General features: G+C 51.3%; 21 protein-coding genes and 1 tRNA gene. 17 read left to right on the forward strand and 5 right to left on the reverse strand.

The genetic code is table 11. The features are described from left to right. The first annotated feature begins 30 nt into the window (after positions 1-30). The 3 genes from K3T82_RS16455 (at position 31) to K3T82_RS16465 (ending at position 1,320) form a co-directional block, all read left to right on the forward strand. Positions 31-969 carry a hypothetical protein gene (locus K3T82_RS16455; RefSeq protein ID WP_220194524.1) on the forward strand — a complete coding sequence of 313 codons (939 nt, stop codon included), beginning with the start codon at positions 31-33 and terminating at the stop codon, positions 967-969. 17 nt (positions 970-986) lie between these two features. Further along, the gene (locus K3T82_RS16460; protein WP_220194525.1) at positions 987-1,181 is read left to right on the forward strand and encodes a hypothetical protein; all 195 of its coding nucleotides are present in this window, start codon (positions 987-989) and stop codon (positions 1,179-1,181) included. Between the two features lie 68 nt (positions 1,182-1,249). Further along, a tRNA-Met gene (locus K3T82_RS16465) sits at positions 1,250-1,320 on the forward strand. 484 nt (positions 1,321-1,804) lie between these two features. On the opposite strand, the gene K3T82_RS16470 is transcribed toward K3T82_RS16465, so the two are convergent. The 4 genes from K3T82_RS16470 to K3T82_RS16485 form a co-directional block, all read right to left on the reverse strand. Then, positions 1,805-2,152, reverse strand: a complete 348-nt coding sequence (locus K3T82_RS16470) for a hypothetical protein (protein WP_220194526.1) — start codon at positions 2,150-2,152, stop codon at positions 1,805-1,807. Positions 2,153-2,342: 190 nt separating this feature from the next. Beyond that, positions 2,343-3,485, reverse strand: a complete 1,143-nt coding sequence (locus K3T82_RS16475) for a BsuBI/PstI family type II restriction endonuclease (RefSeq protein WP_220194527.1) — start codon at positions 3,483-3,485, stop codon at positions 2,343-2,345. Between the two features lie 18 nt (positions 3,486-3,503). Further along, positions 3,504-4,511, reverse strand: a complete 1,008-nt coding sequence (locus K3T82_RS16480; RefSeq protein WP_220194528.1) for a DNA cytosine methyltransferase — start codon at positions 4,509-4,511, stop codon at positions 3,504-3,506. A gap of 115 nt (positions 4,512-4,626) precedes the next feature. Beyond that, on the reverse strand, positions 4,627-4,845 hold the full coding sequence (locus K3T82_RS16485; protein WP_220194529.1) for a helix-turn-helix domain-containing protein: 219 nt from the start codon (positions 4,843-4,845) through the stop codon (positions 4,627-4,629). A gap of 195 nt (positions 4,846-5,040) precedes the next feature. Between K3T82_RS16485 and K3T82_RS16490 the strand changes: the two genes are divergently transcribed. After that, positions 5,041-5,364 carry a hypothetical protein gene (locus K3T82_RS16490; protein ID WP_220194530.1) on the forward strand — a complete coding sequence of 108 codons (324 nt, stop codon included), beginning with the start codon at positions 5,041-5,043 and terminating at the stop codon, positions 5,362-5,364. A gap of 69 nt (positions 5,365-5,433) precedes the next feature. Here K3T82_RS16490 and K3T82_RS16495 read toward each other — a convergent pair whose 3' ends face one another. Beyond that, positions 5,434-5,868: a response regulator gene (locus K3T82_RS16495; protein WP_220194531.1), complete on the reverse strand. Its 435-nt coding sequence runs from the start codon at positions 5,866-5,868 to the stop codon at positions 5,434-5,436. Between the two features lie 56 nt (positions 5,869-5,924). Here K3T82_RS16495 and K3T82_RS16500 point away from each other — a divergent pair, with 56 nt between their 5' ends. The 13 genes from K3T82_RS16500 to K3T82_RS16560 all read left to right on the forward strand — a co-directional run bounded on the left by K3T82_RS16500 (position 5,925) and on the right by K3T82_RS16560 (position 19,530). Beyond that, entirely contained in the window at positions 5,925-7,361 is a 1,437-nt protein-coding gene (locus K3T82_RS16500; RefSeq protein ID WP_220194532.1) for a terminase large subunit domain-containing protein, read from the forward strand. A gap of 10 nt (positions 7,362-7,371) precedes the next feature. Beyond that, positions 7,372-8,877, forward strand: a complete 1,506-nt coding sequence (locus K3T82_RS16505) for a phage portal protein (RefSeq protein ID WP_220194533.1) — start codon at positions 7,372-7,374, stop codon at positions 8,875-8,877. Further along, positions 8,870-9,595, forward strand: a complete 726-nt coding sequence (locus tag K3T82_RS16510) for a hypothetical protein (RefSeq protein ID WP_220194534.1) — start codon at positions 8,870-8,872, stop codon at positions 9,593-9,595. Before K3T82_RS16505 ends, K3T82_RS16510 begins: the two co-directional genes overlap by 8 nt. Next, positions 9,592-9,972, forward strand: a complete 381-nt coding sequence (locus K3T82_RS16515; RefSeq protein ID WP_220194535.1) for a hypothetical protein — start codon at positions 9,592-9,594, stop codon at positions 9,970-9,972. The genes K3T82_RS16510 and K3T82_RS16515 overlap by 4 nt, the downstream gene beginning before the upstream one ends. A gap of 27 nt (positions 9,973-9,999) precedes the next feature. After that, entirely contained in the window at positions 10,000-10,953 is a 954-nt protein-coding gene (locus tag K3T82_RS16520) for a phage major capsid protein (RefSeq protein WP_220194536.1), read from the forward strand. Positions 10,954-10,962: 9 nt separating this feature from the next. Beyond that, positions 10,963-11,595: a hypothetical protein gene (locus K3T82_RS16525; RefSeq protein ID WP_220194537.1), complete on the forward strand. Its 633-nt coding sequence runs from the start codon at positions 10,963-10,965 to the stop codon at positions 11,593-11,595. Positions 11,596-11,613: 18 nt separating this feature from the next. After that, entirely contained in the window at positions 11,614-12,078 is a 465-nt protein-coding gene (locus K3T82_RS16530) for a hypothetical protein (protein ID WP_220194538.1), read from the forward strand. Then, positions 12,078-12,515 (forward strand): hypothetical protein, encoded by a 438-nt coding sequence (locus K3T82_RS16535; RefSeq protein WP_220194539.1) that lies wholly within the window; start codon positions 12,078-12,080, stop codon positions 12,513-12,515. Before K3T82_RS16530 ends, K3T82_RS16535 begins: the two co-directional genes overlap by 1 nt. A gap of 14 nt (positions 12,516-12,529) precedes the next feature. Next, the gene (locus K3T82_RS16540) at positions 12,530-13,510 is read left to right on the forward strand and encodes a phage tail tube protein (RefSeq protein WP_220194540.1); all 981 of its coding nucleotides are present in this window, start codon (positions 12,530-12,532) and stop codon (positions 13,508-13,510) included. Between the two features lie 12 nt (positions 13,511-13,522). Continuing rightward, positions 13,523-13,933: a hypothetical protein gene (locus tag K3T82_RS16545; protein ID WP_220194541.1), complete on the forward strand. Its 411-nt coding sequence runs from the start codon at positions 13,523-13,525 to the stop codon at positions 13,931-13,933. 276 nt (positions 13,934-14,209) lie between these two features. Next, positions 14,210-17,218, forward strand: a complete 3,009-nt coding sequence (locus K3T82_RS16550) for a phage tail tape measure protein (protein WP_220194542.1) — start codon at positions 14,210-14,212, stop codon at positions 17,216-17,218. A gap of 6 nt (positions 17,219-17,224) precedes the next feature. Beyond that, positions 17,225-18,814 carry a hypothetical protein gene (locus tag K3T82_RS16555; RefSeq protein WP_220194543.1) on the forward strand — a complete coding sequence of 530 codons (1,590 nt, stop codon included), beginning with the start codon at positions 17,225-17,227 and terminating at the stop codon, positions 18,812-18,814. 8 nt (positions 18,815-18,822) lie between these two features. Continuing rightward, entirely contained in the window at positions 18,823-19,530 is a 708-nt protein-coding gene (locus K3T82_RS16560; RefSeq protein WP_220194544.1) for a hypothetical protein, read from the forward strand. Positions 19,531-19,538 lie beyond the last annotated feature (8 nt).

The raw sequence follows: 19,538 nt of genomic DNA on the forward strand, positions 1-19,538 counted from the left end.
TTCCAGAGTATCAGGGAGTGTCAAGGGGGAATGAACGTGAAGTTTCTTTGGAAGAGCACTGAGCAGAAGCCGCAAGAAGCGGTGAAGCCAGCCGATGATGGCATGCACGACAATGTGAAAGCCACCTTCGTCAACTGGACTGCCACGATTGTCCCGTTTGCACTCGGTCTATTACTTGCCATATCGAATGGTTATTTCTTCGCCGGGTTTCAAGACTTTCATCCTGGCGACGTTTCCAACTTCATTGCCTGGGGATCAGGGTTTGCTATCGAAGCAGCTACCCTGGCGGCAGTGTTCAATGCGAGCCTGCGACTGAAAGCAGGTGATAAGAAGGGTTTCCGAGCCTCTCTCGCAGTAGGGGTGCTCCTGGCACTCATCTCATTCACAGCGCAGTATGTGTTCTTGCAGATGTCACTCGCCAACGGTTTTCTGAGAGTCAACGACAGCGCCATTGATAAGATGCCGCTTTTCAGCATGCTGGTTGGCGTTGGTGGGTTTCAGGGACACGATGTTTTGTTCCTGATCCGAGCCAGTGCGTACCACGTTGCTGAATTTGCCTGCACGTTTCTGATCGCTGGCAAAGGAGTGACGCATTCAAAAAAATTAGAGTTACAGCGCCAGGACTTCGAGTCTTCAATGGCAGAGGCGCAGCAGCAGATGGTTCTCTCGTTCATGAAAGCGATTAACGAGAACATGACTGCAATGATGGCCTCGAACCAGAAGCTCCTGAGCCAGCAGTTCTCGCAGGTACTCACAGGCATTGAGCAACCAGTTCCAAGGGTGGAGCTTTCAGCAGCTTACGTCACTCCAGCCCCGCTCCCACAGATCGAGTCTCCGACGCAGACCACATCTGAACTGAGTGCGGCAGCGATTGCCGAAGCACTGGCGGAACAGGCAAAAAAAGAGAGGGTTCTCTGGAAGCCACAGCCCCAACCGGAGAACCTGAGCAAACAGGGGCCAATCGAGTAAAGCGTACACCTGATGACGTGAAGCAGCTTCTCCTGGCCTACCTGGACGCTGGCGAAAGCTGGCCTGAAGAGGTGAATACGGAGCTTCGGAAGTATTATCGGCGTACCTACCTCAATCCTAGAGGAAGTAAGCATACTCTATACCTGGCCTGGAGGCAGGAATGGGAAGAGTCACATGGAATCACCTACTTGCCTAATAAGCGAGTGAACTAAGAATGCTGACCTGAGCATGTCGTTAAACTGCTCCGTCGAATAGTGGGAGACGTTAAACTACCCCGTAATGTGGGTTGGTGCAACGGTAGCACAGCGGCCTCATAAGTCGCAAATTAGGGTTCGATTCCCTGATCCGCAATGGTGGTTTGTCAGTCTCCACATGAAATAGGATGGACTACTCACTGTGCCAGAGTCCGGCCTAATGGGCGTACCGAGAGTAGGTACGAGCGTGAGTACGAGGGTTCGAATCCCTCCAGTGAGTATAGCAGCGTACCAGAGTGGACAAATGGGCGAGAGAGCACTTGCGTTTTGCGCGAGCAGCACTTGTGCGAAAGCTACGCAGGTTCGAATCCTGCCCTGTTAGGCATAGCTTCGGGAACGATGGATGCCGAGCGGTACCTGCTCCCTTTCCGCGATATAAATGTGGGGGCTTTTCCTGGGCATGAAAGCAATAAAACTGCCCGGCATGGCGGTAAAGTGCCTCCGGTGAGAACGCTGGCGAGGTGGTCCAGAGGTGTGTGGTTCGACTCCACTTGCTGCAATTGACCTGGGTATAGTCGTTAAACTGCCCTTCCCCCATAAAAAGAAAGGCCAGCCGGAGTGGCTGACCCTTCCTGATCTATTCAATCTGCTTTGCTCTTGGTTTTCCGTGGGAGATGGTTTGCTATTGCTTTCACACCATCCACTCCACAGTATGCCGCGATTATCCCCGCAATCAACACAAAAGCGTCTGGACTTTTCAAAAGAACGGCAAGTGTAAATCCACCAATAAGCACAAGCAACATCAATATTGCTTTGAAGTCTTGTGGTAGGCATCGATACACTGCATCTTTGAGCGCCAGATCCTTCTTGCGTGCCTCCTCAATTGCGGGAACAGCCAATTGGCTGATCAGTGCTTGCGATTCAGAGCGCGTTTTCGACCTCGTGCTCTTATCGCTGTTTCCATTTCTAGAAATCATGATTTTACTCATCTTCCCAGAAAGGACCTAAAAATGTACCAAAGTGGAAATATATTAACACATCCAGATATATAATGCACCAAACAAGCTTTATTATTTAACCTGGGTATGTCGGTAAACTGCCTTTTCCCCTTGCTCTGTAGTTCAGACTAGTCCTGCGCCTTTCTTGCTACCCTAGTTCGAGTTCAAGCGCAGGAGTCACTCAGACGTTCTCGTCTTCCTCAAGCTCTTCCACAGTCTGTTCTAACATGTGTATATATGGACCCAAGAACTTATCTCCGTTGAAATGGATGAGATGGTCGGGGGCGTCAGCAATCCAGACCTCAGTTTCCCACGCTATATTTTGCACCCATTTACGGAATGTTACCCGATCCAAAAAGGCTGTAATATAAACAATATCTGCTTTACAGTCTTTTGTAAGCTGCTTCAGCTCAAGCAAGCGATTTTCCGATATTGGACCAGAACTGTGAACAGCCTCGATTAGGTATAGCCATTTCTTTGCCTCAGAATAAGCGACAATATCGGGCAGTTCCCCGTGACTTAACTCAAAAAAATTCAACTCCTTAAGCTTTTCGGTTTTCATGACTTGAAACTTATTCGCTGTATCACCAATATACAGCACATCCGCTCCATAACCGTATCTAGGCAGCAGTTTTTGAATGACAGCTATTTGAAGTTGATTATGTTCACCAGGAGAGAGATCCATTTCAAATCCATCTGGCAAGGTTACGGGGAGTAGTTCCATCTGTCTAGTCGTATCTAGTCTTTCGGCGGCTGTTGTAATTTTTGCCGTTGCCTCTCGTAATCTCTCTTGCCATCCATCTATGCCTATACCCCGCAAACTTTCTGTAAGTATAGGGTTGATAGCATAGCCACGGCTTGGATCATTTCTTGCAAGTTGTTCATTTGTTCTTACGACGATACTGCCGATAATTGGTAATTTTAAGTCTGCTCTTCTAATATCGTCATAGGAGCCGGGGGAAATTTTCTCTTCAAAATATTCATTGATGTACCTGATGATGTCACGGGTCTTCATATTTACACCATCATTTAAATCTTTAGTACCTCCCCACCCGCTAATTGTATTGACCTGAGCTGTCGCCAAGACAGCCATCGCAGTCCTTTCCATCTTTCGCCAGCTACTATTCCCAAATGGAATACCAAGGATAGTCAATGCCTCTATAGCCTCAGTGATTAGGTGCTGTATCTCTTCTTTTTTCGCTTTAAATTCCTTTGTCGGCTCTACCAACTTATTTCTCCTATCACGCTCAATTGGAGCCGTTGTTTCTCCGAACAAACTCGTTTGAACCAAAGAGTCATGAGATATGTGTTTCTTTGAGGCCATTGTTCTCTCCAAGCACATTCATTCGATTAGGTTCAATTGAACCAATGGTGCATGAGGTGTTTGATCCTCAACATCAGTTTTATCCAGGTAATTGATGAAGCTTTGAGCCAACTCATAGGCAAATAGTGGCGAAACTGCGTTCCCAATTTGATTAAACTGGCTCGTTTCAGAACCAACAAACTCGAACCAATCAGGAAAACTCTGCAATCTCGTAGCTTCACGAACGGTTAGCTGCCTACGTCGGCCATCTGCTAGTTTTACCCGATGCATATCGCTTGTGGAACCAGCCAGATTACGGCAAGTTAAAGTTCTCGCTGGCCTATCTAAATGTAGGTCACGTGGCGTAACGCAATGAGAAGCAGCCTCGTATATGGCGATATATTTGTCCATATTTGGTGTCAGGAAGCGAGGATTAGCCACTTCTTGGTTTATGAGATCACCAACAGCCTCACCAGCAGTACGGACCACCTTACTACGCTTTGGAAGTTGGTAACGGTTCTCACGTACTCCCACTACTACGAGACGTTCACGATTTTGAGGAACGCCGTAATGGGAAGCATTTAATAACTGGCATGTGACATGATACCCAAGGCTTCTGAGTTGATCTAATACTTCATGCAAATAAGATTTATTTTTGTACATCAAGCCCCGGACATTTTCAAACATCCAAATTTCAGGTTGGACCTTTTTTATAGCTGCTATAAATGCTGGAAACCCATTGCGCGTATCACTTAATCCATGCTGCCGCCCACGAACGCTAAATGGCTGGCATGGTGGGCCACCAATAACAATATCTACTTTTGGATAATCAGTATCGGCAGTGAGTAGTCGTTTTTCTGCTTGACCAAATAAATTCTTGGAATAAGTAGCAACGCAATCCTCATCCATTTCAAAGCCAAGCGTTTCAAATCCAGCAGCTTCAAAACCCAACGCCAACCCGCCAGCACCTGAAAATAGATCAAGGACCAATTCTTCTCTAGCCTTTCGCGGCTGAAGCAAGGAGTTAATATGTTCTACATAGCTCATAGGTCCATTTTACCAGCCACATGTCGGTATAGGCAACTGAGACTTCGTATTTGTGTATTTCCGGCTATTTCCTTACTTAAGTACCCTGTCTTCACCCTTCTTCGGTAGGACATCGCTATTTCCCCTCCTCTTCCTCATAATCTTCCAACAACTCAGTCGTCTTTACCCCTAATGCCTTTGCCACGCGATTGAGTGTGTCTAGAGACACGTCATGATACGGATTCTTGACCATTTTTTGAACCGTATTATAGGCCATCTCGGCCCGCCTGGATAGATCAGTTGGATTCAGCCCCTTCTCTTCAAGGACTTTATCGACTCGCAAGCGTGCAGGCATTTCATCACTCCCCCTCTTAGTCTCAAGTAACTATACCAATGAGGTGGCGTTAGCACAAGATTACTATACTGCCGTTACTGAAATACATGCAGTGTAATTGAAGCTCTCAAATTCCTATGGTATAATCAAATCACTTGAGTGACGTCACTCAAGTGATGAATGGGAGGATACCTCATGGCAGAGGGAGTGATAATCATGGGAGAGAAAGAGAAAGTTATACATGTAGCGAGGCTCATTAGAAGCAAGGTTATTGTGTCGTTTCTCGCTGTAAATGGGTGCCTCGTAACACATAAAGGTGGTAAATCGACCGTTGTGTACCCTAAAGATGCCGAGTGGATATTACAGCGCGAAGACGACGAGATGAGTATGAGCAACGTGAAGTTTGTATCTGGTCAGCATTGCGTTGAGTTTCACCACAAAGAGAAAGATACCTATGAGGTCTGGCTAGATGCTGTCACCTTCTATACCTACCAGGACGAAATGTTTCCTGAAGTCAGTGGTAGAAATCTCTGGTACTAATCACATATGACCTAGGGTATTGTCGTTAAACTGCCCTTTCCTCCTTCAAAAGTGCCGAGTGGCCTACGATTAAGTAGATCCCGCATCATTTCCTCGGTGGGATGTGCTATTTCTTCTCCGTAGGTGCAGCACTAAGCGAGCCAAAGTATCACGGTCGTAGGGACCACGAAACACCCGTACCCTCCTGGGTAGGGAATCAATGTAGCACCCATCGTGACAGAGCAGAACTTTGCGGGTGTAATACCGTAGATCAACCATATTCTGCTTTAGCTCAAGGTCGCAGATGTCGAAAAAGCACTTCGCACCAGTACCATCAGGTAGATCATTGTCCACGATGAGAACATCTGGTGGCCCCTCATCCCGCAACATCCTCAAGGCGTCCTTCCGATTCGACACAACCAGGGGCCAGAATATCGTCTGCTCGATGATTAGTTCCCTCAAGATTTCCCGAAGTCTCGCATCTGGCTCGACAACGAGGGCAATGTGTTGACGATATTGTGTCATATTTCGCCTCACTTACTAGAACATATGATCCAAAATCCCTCTAAAGAAAGTCTATCATGCCCCGACATAGAGTGTCCATCTCAGCCCAAGAGGTGACGGATGACCCCGTAGCCTTCTGTCGTGCCTTCCTCACGAAGCCAAACGGTGAGCCATTAGAGCCACATGCAGGCCAGATCGAGCTTCTGAGGCACGTCAAACCCCTTACCGTATGCTGCTGCGGTCGCCAATGGGGCAAATCTGTCGCCATGAGCATCTATGCCACATGGTTCGCGACTACACACTCCAATCGGCAGGTGTTTATCATTGCGCCAACCCTGGACCAGTCGAGGATTATTTTCAATGAGATCGCATCCCACTTCCGCACAGGACCGCTTGCCAGCCTTCTCGAAGGTAAAATTAATGAGTACCCCTTTCCTCGTATCAAGCTCGCCAACGGGACCGAGATACATGGGCGTGGGGCGAACAGTCCACAGTTCTTACGCGGCAAAAAGTGTCACCTTGCTATTGTTGATGAAGCTGCATTTTGCAAGGACACAACACTGACCGATGTGGTCGAGCCATTCATGACTGTCACAGGCCAGGAGAAGGACTCTGGCATCATCTTCATCTCTACCCCCTTCGGCCTGGGAGCCTTCAAAGACTACTATGATGCCGCAGAGGTGGATGATACGGACACGATGGTTCGGTTCCATTTCCCAAGCAGCAGCAACCCGCATGCTGATCCGCGTTTCTTAGAGCGAGTGAAAAAACGCTATGGCGAGGAGAGCATGACATGGCGAACGGAGTACCTCGCTGAGTTTGTGGACGATGATCTGGCGGTCTTCCCGTCCAGCGTCATTCGTTGGGCTTACGAAAACTACCCCTACCTTGATAAAGATACCGCACAACCCCTTTTCCCCTACTCTGCGGAAGAGAAACATCGTTATGTTCAGGGAGTTGACCTCGCGAACGTTCGTGACTGGTTTGTCTCAACTACCCTGGATGTTACCAATCCTACCCGCGTTCCACTGGTGAGTATGGTACGACTCCAGAAGCGAGGCTACACGGAGTACAAACGCATCATCCGTGAGCAACATACTACCTATAATCGGGCTGAAACACTCATTGATGCTACCTCCCTTGGTGAGTCGGTAGTTGAAGACCTGCAAGACATCACGGCTGAAGGTTACAAATTTAGTAACCAGAGTAAGTACGAGATCGTGCAGGAGCTTTCCCGCATGATGGCCGAGCGCCGACTCCTCATTCCTTACAATAGGGACATTATCTCGGAGCTTCAGAACTTCACCTATGAGTTCACGGCCAATAAAAACCTCCGCATGGAAGCCAAAAAGGGCCACGATGACATTGTGATGTCCCTCGCCCTGGCGGCTCACCTTGCACTTATCCCCCGGCGATTGGGTCTTATGATAGGCGTCAACTTCTCCAAGATTGCGCCAACAGCACAACCTGTGACAGGTGATCCCTTCGCCGACCTCTTCAAACTTGACGACTGAAAGGCACCCTATGTCCCTCATTAACAAAGCCTTTCGAGCAGTGTCAACCACGATTAAGAAGGCAAGTCGCGGGAGCCTGACGGATTACGTTATTAACGCGCTGCCTGAGTATGGGCAACCACTGGTCGTCGCCGCCGATGCCTCTGGTCTGATCTCACCGCAGCGAATGCGCGAGATCGTGCGTAAGACTCCAACCGTTGCCGCCTGTATGAATGCGATTTTGGATTATTGTGCTAATGTGCAGATCCTCGTTCGCAACATCGATCCGGCCAAGCCTGCTGATCCGGTCAGGTCACAGATCGTGGAAGACTTGCTCCGTAGCCCCAACGACCTCGATACAGGCCGACACTTCATGAGCAAGATGATCTTCGATCTTGCAGTACTTGGTTGGGCAGGCATCGAGATGGAGATGAACCGATCCGGCAAGGCTGCGAAGCTGCATGTGGTCGATGGCGCTCGCCTCTATGTGGACTATGATGAGCATGGTGATGTCAAAGGCTACGATATGCTCGACATTCAGGGACTCCCAATCCACGGCACCGATGGTATCCACGCGTGGGAGCCTGACCAACTCGTCTACATGCGACGTGACGCTGTATCGAACTCAGTCTATCCCCTCAAACGCCTGGAACAACTCTTCTCCTGCGCCATCATCGAAGACATGATGCTGGCCTTTATCGGCGGAAAGTTCACGGAATCCAATGTGCCATACGGTGTGTATGATTTGGGCGACGTGAGCGAAACCGAACTCAAGATGGCTGTGGACTACTGGAACAATCAGGCCACGAGTAATCATCGCATCATCATGACAGGATCTCGCGGTGGTTCTACTTTCACACAGTTCGGCTACGCCTTGAAAGACCTGGATGCCACGAATCTCTTGGCTGACGTGCGCGGCAAGATCATGGCGATTTTGGGGGTGACACTCAACGAGCTTGGTGACGCGACTGATGTCAACAAGTCGAATGGGTACAACCTCTCGTACACCTTCAAACGACGTGCGATTGAACCACTCCTCACTGAGATTACTTCCAGCCTCTCTGCTCGGCTTGTGCATCTAAATCTCGGCTTCAAAGACCTGGATCTCTACTTCGAAGAGATTGACTCCCGCGATGAGCTTCTGCAAGCGCAGATCGACGAGTTGAACTGGAAGATTGGCGTTTTCACGGTCAACCACATCAGGAACCGCAAGGGCGAGCCAAGTGTCAAAGGTGGTGATGATGCTGTGGTCCAGGTTGGCACGACGATCATTCCTGTTGACCTCATTCGCGACTTCGCCCAGGCACAGCTTGATGCAATCCAGGCAGAGGTCGAGGCCATGAATGCCAATACACAGTTGGCGAGAATCAACCCTCCTGCTCTCCAAGGCCCACAACCTCCTGGGGGCACCTCAATCCCTGATAGCCGAGGCTCCTCCAGAGTACGCATTTCCTATCCCTCCCCCAAATCAAACACTCCACAGCAAGCGCGAGGTCCAGTACAGGCCAACCGCAACGCAGGACTAACCCATGACTGATGTAGCAATCCTCAAAAATGTCATTGCCATGCTCACCAATATGCTGGCCCACGAAGCCCATGAAGGCGAAGGAACACCAGAAGAACTTGGGATCACTGGCAATGGCGTCAAGAAGTCGATGGAAGACTTACTCCTCGAATGGTTCGGTCCCGAAGAAGTCCACAAATCCTATAACCCGATTGAGAAAACCTTCGTCATCACCAAAGCATGGGAAGACGAGCAAGGACTCAACATTGAAGGATGGGTGAGTACCGATGACCCCGACCTGGAAAAGGACATCACTGAACCAGAAGCCTTCCAGAAGTCCATCGATGACTACTTCCGACGCTCCGCTCCCGTTTCCTACAACCATAAAACACAGGATATGCCAGTTGGACACTTACGCAAAGGTGCTCTGGTGCGAGATGGAAAGATCTTTCACGAAGTCTCTCACCCCTTTGATCCAGCAGATTTCGAGCATTTTCCGGGTACTGGCACCGGCTTCTACGCCAGAGGTGTACTTACCGAGCCTACCGTCTCCGGTGCTGTCAGAAAGGGCAACATCGGTGGCTTCTCGTTTATTGGTAACGCCACCCACTATCAAAAGCTCCCCGGTGGTGGTCGGCGATTTACCGAAATCCATCCCCTTATCGAAACTACCGTTGCCCCCTATCCAGTCAACCAGAAGGCCGCGATCATTGCCGCCAAGGCATTCGGCCTAGAAGAGGAATCAGAATGACCCCCGAAGATTTCGCACAGATGCTTGCTAAGGCTGTTACCCAGGCGAATACCCCTGCTGCCCCTGCTGCCCCCGCTCCCACTCCTGAGCCTGTCCAGAAAGGTGCCTCGCTCGACGAGGTGAAAGACCTCCTGGTTGCCTCATTCACCGAGTTCAGCAAACAGATCGACACCAAAATTGAGAAAGCGACCACCTTCTCTCGTGAGGGGGTTGGCCGCGTAGGCACCGTAACTCCCCAGGACGAGCGCGATGCTGACCCGATTAAGTATCTGGTCAAGAAAGCTGCTGGCGATCCCAATGCTCTCGACGATGTTGACAAGGCACTGATCGGCGAACTGACCACCCGCGCTCTTAAAGAAGGTATGCTCTACGAATAGTCTCCCCTCGAAAGGCTTCTCCCCCTCATGACTCTCTCCACAGATGAACTGATCCGTAAAGCATCGGGTCAGACCTCCACCACGCAGTTACAAGCGCTCATTCCTCAGATTTGGGCATCTGTCATTGAAAAGAATCTGCGCCGCCGCGCTGTCTTCCAGCAGTCTATCGTTGAGAATACGGACTTGCTTGCTCCTGATGCTGGCGATCAGGTCTACATCCCGATTCTGCCTGATCTGGCCGCGCTTGGAAGCTTGACTGAAGGCACAGATATTGTACTGACACAGCTAAATGGTGCGACCTCAATCCCCCTGAAACCAAGTGAAGTTGGTATGGCTGTTGAGGTCACTCGCAAGGCCCTTGACCGCCTGAAATATGACGGTGTCGCCGAGGTGATGGATCGCCTGAGTTACGCGATGAGCCTGAACATGGAAGGTGCGTTTGCCAATCTGTTTAATGCGACCGTACCTGGCACCTCGACCAAAATCAGCACCATCTACGCCAACAACAAAGCGACTGGCACCATTACCACGACTGACACATTCAGTGATCAGTTGATTCTGAATGGTGTCGCTGCCCTGGAGCAGGCAAACAACGTGCCATTTGACGATGGCTACTACCGCTTGTATATCTCTCCAACACAGTACACCGCATTGATGATGGACCAGAACACTCGTCAAGACTTGCGGTATGCTGCGCCTGAGAGGCTTCTGACGGGCGAGAAAGGTGCTCTGCATGGGTGTCGCGTCATTGTCACAAACTTCGTCCAGAACACGGCTGAAGGCTCTGGTGGTGCGGTTCCTGTCCAGAATGCGATGCTGCTGGCTCCTCGTTGGGCTGCGGTAGCCTGGAAGCGTCGTCCACAGCCAATCATCGATCCAACGCTCTATGACATGGGTCGCCGACGCCGCTTCGGCATCCTGGCTGACTACGACGCGCAGTTGATCCATGCTGAGCGTGCAATGGTGCTCAAGAGCGCGTAGGAGTGAGTCATGGCATGGACGAATAATCCGTATTGCCAACTCGCTGACGTAAAACTGGTATTGGGCTCGCAGTCCACGGCGAATGACGCATGGATTACGAACGACCTAATACCAGAGGCACAGACGTGGATTGATGACGAGGTAGGCTATTCCTTCCAGACGGAAGGGACACCTGATGCACCAGTGACCAAGGTCTTCTCTGGCAACAACGACGATTTCCTCATGGTTGGTTGGGTACAGCAGGTGACGAAGGTGGTCCAGACTGGCTACGCTGAGTCGGTAGGCTACGATGGATACTTCAATACGGTGCTTACCTCGCAGCAGGACATCACAGGCGATGTGGTGATCGGGCCAGAGAACTTTAATCCTGGCTGGAAGCTGGAGCGCATGTCGATGGCCCCGTTCTATGCTGGTCGCCGCAACTATCAGATCACTGGTGTGTGGGGCTATGGCTCAATCCCGGTTGACATCACTCGCGCCTGTGCTCGCCTCGTGGCTTTTTACGTCAAGATGCGCGATACCAACTACTCCGACACCTTGATTGAGCAAGGAGCGGCTCGACAGAAATACACGAAGACTCTCCCCGACGACATCAACGACATCCTCAAGCATTACCGGAAACGGTTCTTCTATAGCCGATGAGAAAGCAGACCGCCTACGATGGACATCGAGTTTTTGGACAATAACAATCTCATTGGGAAGGATCTTGGGCGCGAACTCCTGACTGGCATCTACGCTGATGTGTCTACCTTGGGGAAGACCATCGGCCAGCGCATTATGGATCGCACCCCGCAGCGTGCTGGCTCTTTGGTGGCTGACGAGATCACCGAGATCAACACAGATATCAACGATCCCCTCCTGGCTCGCTGGTACACAGGCCAGACGCATCAGGTCGCAACATCTGGTCACACCTACGCGCAGTTCGTTGAAGGTCCACCGATGCCCACTGGTACTGATCCCATCGATGTTGGTGGTGTGAATGGTATGTGGGCGACTCCACTCTATGTTCAAGGCTACTACGGTGCCAACATGTATGGCGAAGCGGCGACGGGTGACGACATGGACTACATCACCAACTGGTTCGAAGCTGGCATCCAGAACGGCATTGAAAGGATGCTCGGCTGATGTACGAACCGCAAGACGTAATCTCCCCTATTATCAGTGCTATCGCCGACATTGTTCACACACAGATCTCCGGTGTGTCCCAGGTCTATGAGCAACCTCCCGATGGACCTCCAGAAGATGGCACTGTCGAAATCCCTCTCTCCAACTACAAGATTGCTGATGATACCAACGGCAAGCTCTGTACGCATTTTACCTTCGGCCTCAGACACTTCGTCGTTCGCGGCTCCTTCCCTGAGAACGTCCTGGCTGCATACGCCTACTGGTGGCCTTACATGCAAGCCTTCTCCAGGTGGTCAAACCAATCCTTGGGTGGACGTGCGCGATTGATGACCGTCACCAACGGTGGCGTCACGCAGTTTGTGCAAGCTGGTCAGGTGTTCGTGTGCCTCATCGTGAACCTCGAAGTGCAATACGAGTTCAACATCCCTACTGATTAGGAGTTCCCCCTTCCATGCCTCAGTCCCTTAGTAAACGTTCATATCTAGGAGTAGGCCGCGAATCGTTCCCAGGTACAGCCACCTCTGCTCCTACGGTATTCCACCCCACGAAATCCACCATGAAGGGCACGAAGAAGCGTGAGCAACTGAAAGAGGAACGTGGCAACCGCGACGGCGTGTACGGTATCGTTGACACCACACGTGAAGGTGCCATTGATCCCAAAGGCCCGTTCTACGTCGACACCAGCCCCTACTTCATGCTCTCTGCCTTCGGTGCGCTTGCCACCTCGCAGCCTGATGCAACCAATGTGCCGAGTCTCTACAAGCACGACATCACCCTTGCTGATCAGCCTCCGACCCTAACCCTCTTTAAGAACTATGATGCCGCTCTCTACGTTGGTGCATCAGCAGCCGTGGAGAAGTGGACGCTCAAGTTCGCGAGTGAAGGCAAGACCATTGAGGAAGACACGTCTTTCAAGCACCTGTATCCAGTCAAGTATGCTGGCGTCACGCTCTCACCGCAATTCTCTGATGTGCAGCCATTCGCTGGCTATGCGCCAACTATCACACTGGCCGGGGTACAGACGCTCGACATCGACGATCTGACCATTGAGTTTGACCAGAAGTTGACGCTCTGGTATCCGATTGGTGGCTCGGCTGACTTCGCAGCGATCTACTACGGTGAGCGTAACGTCAAGGTCGAGTTTACCGCACGCTTCGATACCGACACTCTCTACAACCACTTCTTCAATGACCAGCGCCAGGACGACAGCTTTGTGCTCAATGTCAAGGGCAAGCAGCTTGGCTCCCACTCCGGCACGAACTACTATGAAGAATTGAACATCTCCGTTCCGGTGATCAGCTATGACTCGATGGAACACGACCTCTCGAAGGACAACGTGTTGATCAAGGCAAAAAGCACCGCTATTAGCAACGGAACCGAACCTCTCATCTCTGCCTACGTGCAGAACCTCGTCACCAGCTACACCTTATAAGGAAACCCCCGCATGAGTGAACAATTTCTTTTTGATGATTTCTTTGTTGCCCAGGATGCCAGTGATGAGGGCGAGCTAATCGAAGTCGAGATCAATGACCGTCTGGTTCCCGTTTACATCAAGCGTGGTCTGTCCTTCGAGGATAAGGCTGCGGCCAAGGCTGTTGGCGTGAAGCAGCGAGTGAAGCCTAATGGCGAGGTGGAGATTGTCTCGATGGACGAAGCTGCCTTCGCTGTGGAACTGCTCTATCGCTGCATTGTCTCCTGGCCCTTTGTCTACAGCTCCGGTCGCAAGGTTCCTGTCTCGCGTGAGAACATCCGGCTCATGCTCTCTGAGGGAGCCGAGGCAGTGGCACAGGTACTCCTCCAGCGCATCAATAAGAAGCGCGAGGCCAAGCAGCCTTTTACGACGCCTTCCGAGTAGAGCTTCGCCGAACACTCCTCAAGGAAGGCACCCCCAATCCGACCATCCCGTCAGACTCCTTTGGGTTTCGACTCCAATGCTACGAGCAATTCGGCTGGACCCCCGCAGATGTCCTCAAGATTCCAGAGGGCGAGGCCGAATTACTCAGCATTTACTTCGAGGAGACAGCGGCTCACCAGTATCGGCAAAACCAAGAAATGAAGCGAAGATCGAACGGTTCGTCAGGTCGGGCGAACGAAATAACTGATCTTGTGATTGAAGACGAAGAGGACGACTATGGCGAATAACGCAAGTATTGGTCTGCGTGTCTACCTCCAAGATGATGTGACCAGTGGGCTTGCGAAGTTCTCAACGAGCTTGATGGACACCAAGGATGCTGTCAGCCAACTTATCCCCCAGGTCATGACCTTTGGTGATGCTCTCCTTGATTTAGGTGAGGCGGTGATTGGCACCACTGACATTCTGGCGAAGTTCCGCACCACCGTCGCTGGTATCCGCACCAATATGAACAATGCGGAAGATTCATTCACGTCAATGGGTGAGGTGGCGATAGGAACTGGTGACATTCTCACAGACATGGGCACCAAGGCAATCCAGGCGTCTGAGGACATGCAAGAGCTTGGCATGACCATGATTGGTACGAAGGACATCGCCAATAACCTCGCCACAGCCGCGAAGAATGCAGCGAATAGTCTTCAGGAGGAAAGCGACACATCCAAACCTGCTGGTGATAACGCATTCGCGCTTGCAATGGGTTTACAGCAGGCATCGCAGTACATGAGCGAGTTCGGAAAGACCCTGGACAAGACGGTTCTCAGTTCTGGTGATTTAGAGGATGCGTTCATTCGCGCTCAGATTGCGACCAAGGCAACAGGTGAAGATGTACAGACCTTGAATGAGGCCATCGTTAACCTGTCGGACCAGGGCATGTACTCAACGCAGCAGGTGTCCGAAGGCTTCCAGCAGATGGGTGAGCGTGGATATGACACGGCTCAGATTGTCAAAGATGGTCTTGGTGTGGCCGTGATGAACCTCGCTGAAGTTACCAAGTCGGATATGTTGACATCTGCTGACCTCCTGACCACGGCTCTGCGTGACTTTGGAGCCAGTGCGAAGGATGGGGAGAAGTACGCCAGTGCGCTCACCTATGCATTCTTCAACGGTATCCCTGATGTCAATGGGATGATCTCTGCCCTTCAGCGTGTTGGTCCATCAGCCTCGGCGCTTCACATCCCATTCGAGGATGTCATGTCCTCACTGATCTACCTGTCTCAGCATGGTATGCCCGATGTGAGTCAGGCAGGTACAGCCCTCAACTATATGCTGGCTGCTCTCTCTGCTCCGACTGGTGTGGCTGCAACCACCCTCAAGGATCTTGGTGTGAGCATGTACGACGTGAAGGGACACCTCAAAGATCTGCCGACGATGGTCAGTGATCTGTTTGCAGCCCTTAACAAGCAGTCAGATTCCAAAGCCGCTGAAGATCTGCGAAGTATTCTCAACATTCGATCTGGTCAGGCTGGCAAGATCATGGGGAATAACACAAACATCAAGAGCGACCTACAGCAGGGAGCGAAAGATGTGAAGAATGCAGAGAATGCAGATTACATGATGAGTCAGGTGGACAAAGTTCGCGCAGACTTCAACCAGTCGCTCGCTCGCTTGCAGTCAACTTGGAACTCTACCTGGGGCATGTTGCTGCTTCCGGTCGTGAAGTGGCTGACCCCAATACTCGATGGCCTCAACAAACTTGTCTCAGAACTCAATCAAGCCAACCCACAGGTCAAGACGTTCATCGCCATCTTCGCCGGGATTATGGCTGTCGCATTCCCGATTGGTGCTGTGCTTCTCGGTATTGTGGCACTGGTCATATTCCTGGGTGTGTCCGTAGCATCCACTGTGGGAATCATTTTTCTCGTAGTCATTGCGGTGGCAGCAGCAGTAGCAGCAGTCATTGCTTGGTGGGGGCCAATCTCAAGCTTCTTCGTGGGCTTGTGGAACAACATCAAGGCTATAACCGCATCAGTGATTGCTTGGTTCCAATCCGCTTGGTCAAATGTGGCTGCTTGGTTCGGTGGTATCTGGAGCGGTGCTCAGTCAGCAACCGCATCAGTGATCGCTTGGTTCCGATCTGCTTGGTCAGGTACGGTTAGCTGGCTGTCTGGTATCTGGCGTGGAGTGCAAGGCGCGTGGTCATCATCGATGACTGCGATAGGCAACGTACTCAAGGCAGTGTGGGGAGGCATATCAGTAGCCCTTAAGGTCGTGATGGCTGCGGTCGTGAAGACCTTCATGACACCTGTGACTGCGATGCAATGGCTCTACAACCACAACTATTACGTGCAAGGATTTGTTGATTCTGTAGTGAACTTCTTCAAGTGGTTGTGGCAGCAGACAGTCATCATCTGGAATGGACTGATTGGTTTTCTGACCAAGACGCTTCCTGCGGCACTCAAGGTAGCGTTCACTGCGACGGTCAATTTTCTGCGCACATGGTTGATCACTCCATTTCTCAACCTCATGAATACCATATGGGGTGGGGTCCAGACTGCGTGGACTGCGACGACCAACTTCTTCACGAAGACACTGCCTCCAATCCTCAAAAATGCATTTACCTCTATCACAAGCTTCGTGAACACATGGCTGGTCATTCCTCTGAAGAACCTGCTAGGGCTTCTCGGAGGGATCGCCAAGTCAGGGTGGGATGCAGCAGTCGGTGCCTTCAACTGGTTCAAAGGTTGGGTAGGCTCATGGGCACCAGGAGTGCTCAACAGTATCCGACAGAGCTTTGCCAATTTTGGAAACTTCATCCACACATGGATTGTCGTCCCTGTCCAAAATCTTGGAGGGCAGATGCTCCAGTCAGGTATCAATTTGATGCGTATGATGGCAAACGGTATCGCCTCTGGAGCAGGTTGGGTCTATGACCAAATAGCGAATATCGCAAAAGGCATCTGGGCCAAACTTGGTTTCCACTCCCCGACGAAAGAGGGACCGCTCTCTGACTCGGACACCTACATGCCGAACATGATGCGAATGTTTGCCTCTGGTATCACGCAACATGCACATCTCGTTCATAACGCGGTCAATCATGTTGCAGGTGGTATTGCGACTGGCATCAACACGCCTACCGTCGCTCGCCTCAATCAGCTCGGCACTCAGAGTCAGCAAGGCCAAGTGACCAACATCGCCCTCAATGTGGACGGAAAGACGGTCGGCACTGCGGTGTTCAACCATTTGACTGGACAGATGCAACTCAACGGACTCAACCGAGCCTGGAGATAAACCCTCATGCCTATCATCACCTCTCCTTTTAGCCCAAGAGGCATGACGCAAGGTGGACTCAAGGTGACGCTTGCAGGGGTGGACATTACCGCGTATGTCGACGAGTCGAGTATCGATCTCAAGGACACCTTGGGCCAGGGCGCTGGCTCTGGCTCAGGGGCCAGTCCTCGTGCGAGTACCTTCTCGATGAAGTCCACACTTGGTCCCGCTGCCTCTGCTGTTGGTTCCGGTACGCGACCAACCAAACCAACGCTCGTGCGCAATGGTGAGCTTGTCATCTACGATGCGAATGGGAATCGCATCTTTGGAGGCTATCTCACCAAGATCACCGACCAGACGGACTACACAACGGTCTACACCCAACTTGAAGGGGTAGACTACTGGCAGACCTTTGCTCGCATTATTGTCAATGAGATCTATTCTGGCATGTCGGATGTACAGATCATCTCTGCCTTGCTCCAGAAGTATGCGCCACAAATAAATATCAAAACTTTGCCACTAGCAGGTGGAATGCAGTTCTCCAGCAAGAACTACCGCAACATGACGCTGCTGAACGCGCTGCAAGACGTGATCGACTCGACAGGCTATCAAGCATGGATCGACCCGTACAAGAACTTCCACTACTGCTCACCGGGGCAGTCGAGTACAGCCCCTTTCTCCCTCTCGGATCACCCGGACTTCAAATCATCCTTCCAGGTTGGCGTGGACTCCTATGAGATTGATGATACGGCTGCAATCAATCGCGTCTTTTTCTACGGTGGAAGGAAACCATCAAATGACTTCGTCCAAGACCTCTCTACACAGGCTAATGGCAACAATACCACATTCGTCCTGGCGTACTACCCTCGATCCGCAAGCGACGGAGCGGTTCATGTCTATATCAATGGCGTGGAGAAAGCACTTGGCTACGTTGCTGGTTCTACGGATGCCGATAAGTTCAAGAGCGAGGGAGGAACCGCAGATGTACTTCTCAATGCTGATGCACACACTCTGACCTTCGATATGGCTCCAGTAGTAGTCTCGACGGTTACCTGTAAATACCGCTATCAACTTCCTCTGGTGGTGGTCCTTCCTGATCCCGTTTCAGTGAAATACTACGGTGGTTACCTCGATGGCACGCTCTCCGATGAAACGGTGGTGGATGTGCAGGTTGCTGTTCAGCGAGCGAAGGTACTGCTCTTGGAGCAAGCGTATGGCCTCAAGACGCTGAAGCTGCGGTGCTGGCGGTCAGGATTACAATCCGGCATGATCCTGCGTGTCGATCACTCCATTCGTGGTATCCATGACTCCTTTGTCATCCAAGAGGTGGATACCAAACCGCTTGGGAACGGCTTCTTTGAATACGACGTGACCTGCGGAGCCTGGAACTGGAGCATGGTGGATGTACTGAACCACCTGATTGCTTCTGCACAGCCGCAAGATGACTCCACAATGGAAGACACAACCGCAATCGATGACCAGGAGCAAAACGAGAATTTCCATGTCAGCTTCTCGGTAGCCGCAATCCCCAAAAACCACGGAGGCTACTACGCCCACGACTCGGCCCTTGGCGATGGTCATGACGCCTACTGTGGCTTCTCCTCGATAAGTAGTTAAGGACACCCATGAACGATTTGAAACTCGCCTGCAAGTGGACGGTGCTTGAGCGCGAGTGGCTTCCAATTTCTCGACGTGACATCTGGATACCACGACTCACCCGCAAGAACCTGTTCACCAACTACGGGCTATCTGCTCTGGCCTCTGCTCCCTCTGGCAACTATGTCGCTCCCGTGTACCTCGCGATTGAGAGCTTCTTCTCCCCTCTGAACGGACCTGTTAATCCTGGTGATATGTCTCTCTCGATCAACACTCCCGTTGATCAATCTGGTGACACGCAGGTAGTGGTAGACATTGGGAGTCCTAACCAGGAGGTAGTGAGCTTTAGTTCGGTGAGTGGCACGAGTGCCCCCTATACCTACAATCTCACTACTCCCTTTCAATACTCCCATCCGGCAGGAGCAAAGGTAGTTCGACAGGTGAACGTGAATGACACGATCTCCAACCTGACGACTGAGGTACAGTACGATCCGGTGGGTAGCCCAGGATTGCGGCTGGCCTCTGGTGCTGGCTACTCCCTTGGGAACGGGCAGTACACCATTCAGTTCTACTTCACCTCAACAATGGCAGTCGCATACCTTGCTACCTGTGGCCTCACAGACTCCACCACGATTGGACAGGGCAACCTCCACAACCACTTTGTCCTGGGCTATGACCACTCGCTCGGCACCAATGATGTGCAGATCAATGGCAACCTCACCATCGTCAATAGTTAGGAATAGAC

Source organism: Ktedonospora formicarum (genome assembly GCF_016587355.1).
Classification (GTDB): Bacteria; Chloroflexota; Ktedonobacteria; order Ktedonobacterales; family Ktedonobacteraceae; genus Ktedonobacter; species Ktedonobacter formicarum.

Bases quoted from the DNA above. Each gene is read 5' to 3' on its own strand.
- K3T82_RS16455 (WP_220194524.1), top strand. From the start codon at position 31: ATGAACGTGAAGTTTCTTTGGAAGAGCACTGAGCAGAAGCCGCAAGAA.
- K3T82_RS16470 (WP_220194526.1), bottom strand. From the start codon at position 2,152: ATGAGTAAAATCATGATTTCTAGAAATGGAAACAGCGATAAGAGCACG.
- K3T82_RS16475 (WP_220194527.1), bottom strand. From the start codon at position 3,485: ATGGCCTCAAAGAAACACATATCTCATGACTCTTTGGTTCAAACGAGT.
- K3T82_RS16480 (WP_220194528.1), bottom strand. From the start codon at position 4,511: ATGAGCTATGTAGAACATATTAACTCCTTGCTTCAGCCGCGAAAGGCT.
- K3T82_RS16485 (WP_220194529.1), bottom strand. From the start codon at position 4,845: ATGCCTGCACGCTTGCGAGTCGATAAAGTCCTTGAAGAGAAGGGGCTG.
- K3T82_RS16490 (WP_220194530.1), top strand. From the start codon at position 5,041: ATGGGAGAGAAAGAGAAAGTTATACATGTAGCGAGGCTCATTAGAAGC.
- K3T82_RS16495 (WP_220194531.1), bottom strand. From the start codon at position 5,868: ATGACACAATATCGTCAACACATTGCCCTCGTTGTCGAGCCAGATGCG.
- K3T82_RS16500 (WP_220194532.1), top strand. From the start codon at position 5,925: ATGCCCCGACATAGAGTGTCCATCTCAGCCCAAGAGGTGACGGATGAC.
- K3T82_RS16505 (WP_220194533.1), top strand. From the start codon at position 7,372: ATGTCCCTCATTAACAAAGCCTTTCGAGCAGTGTCAACCACGATTAAG.
- K3T82_RS16510 (WP_220194534.1), top strand. From the start codon at position 8,870: ATGACTGATGTAGCAATCCTCAAAAATGTCATTGCCATGCTCACCAAT.
- K3T82_RS16515 (WP_220194535.1), top strand. From the start codon at position 9,592: ATGACCCCCGAAGATTTCGCACAGATGCTTGCTAAGGCTGTTACCCAG.
- K3T82_RS16520 (WP_220194536.1), top strand. From the start codon at position 10,000: ATGACTCTCTCCACAGATGAACTGATCCGTAAAGCATCGGGTCAGACC.
- K3T82_RS16525 (WP_220194537.1), top strand. From the start codon at position 10,963: ATGGCATGGACGAATAATCCGTATTGCCAACTCGCTGACGTAAAACTG.
- K3T82_RS16530 (WP_220194538.1), top strand. From the start codon at position 11,614: ATGGACATCGAGTTTTTGGACAATAACAATCTCATTGGGAAGGATCTT.
- K3T82_RS16535 (WP_220194539.1), top strand. From the start codon at position 12,078: ATGTACGAACCGCAAGACGTAATCTCCCCTATTATCAGTGCTATCGCC.
- K3T82_RS16540 (WP_220194540.1), top strand. From the start codon at position 12,530: ATGCCTCAGTCCCTTAGTAAACGTTCATATCTAGGAGTAGGCCGCGAA.
- K3T82_RS16545 (WP_220194541.1), top strand. From the start codon at position 13,523: ATGAGTGAACAATTTCTTTTTGATGATTTCTTTGTTGCCCAGGATGCC.
- K3T82_RS16550 (WP_220194542.1), top strand. From the start codon at position 14,210: ATGGCGAATAACGCAAGTATTGGTCTGCGTGTCTACCTCCAAGATGAT.
- K3T82_RS16555 (WP_220194543.1), top strand. From the start codon at position 17,225: ATGCCTATCATCACCTCTCCTTTTAGCCCAAGAGGCATGACGCAAGGT.
- K3T82_RS16560 (WP_220194544.1), top strand. From the start codon at position 18,823: ATGAACGATTTGAAACTCGCCTGCAAGTGGACGGTGCTTGAGCGCGAG.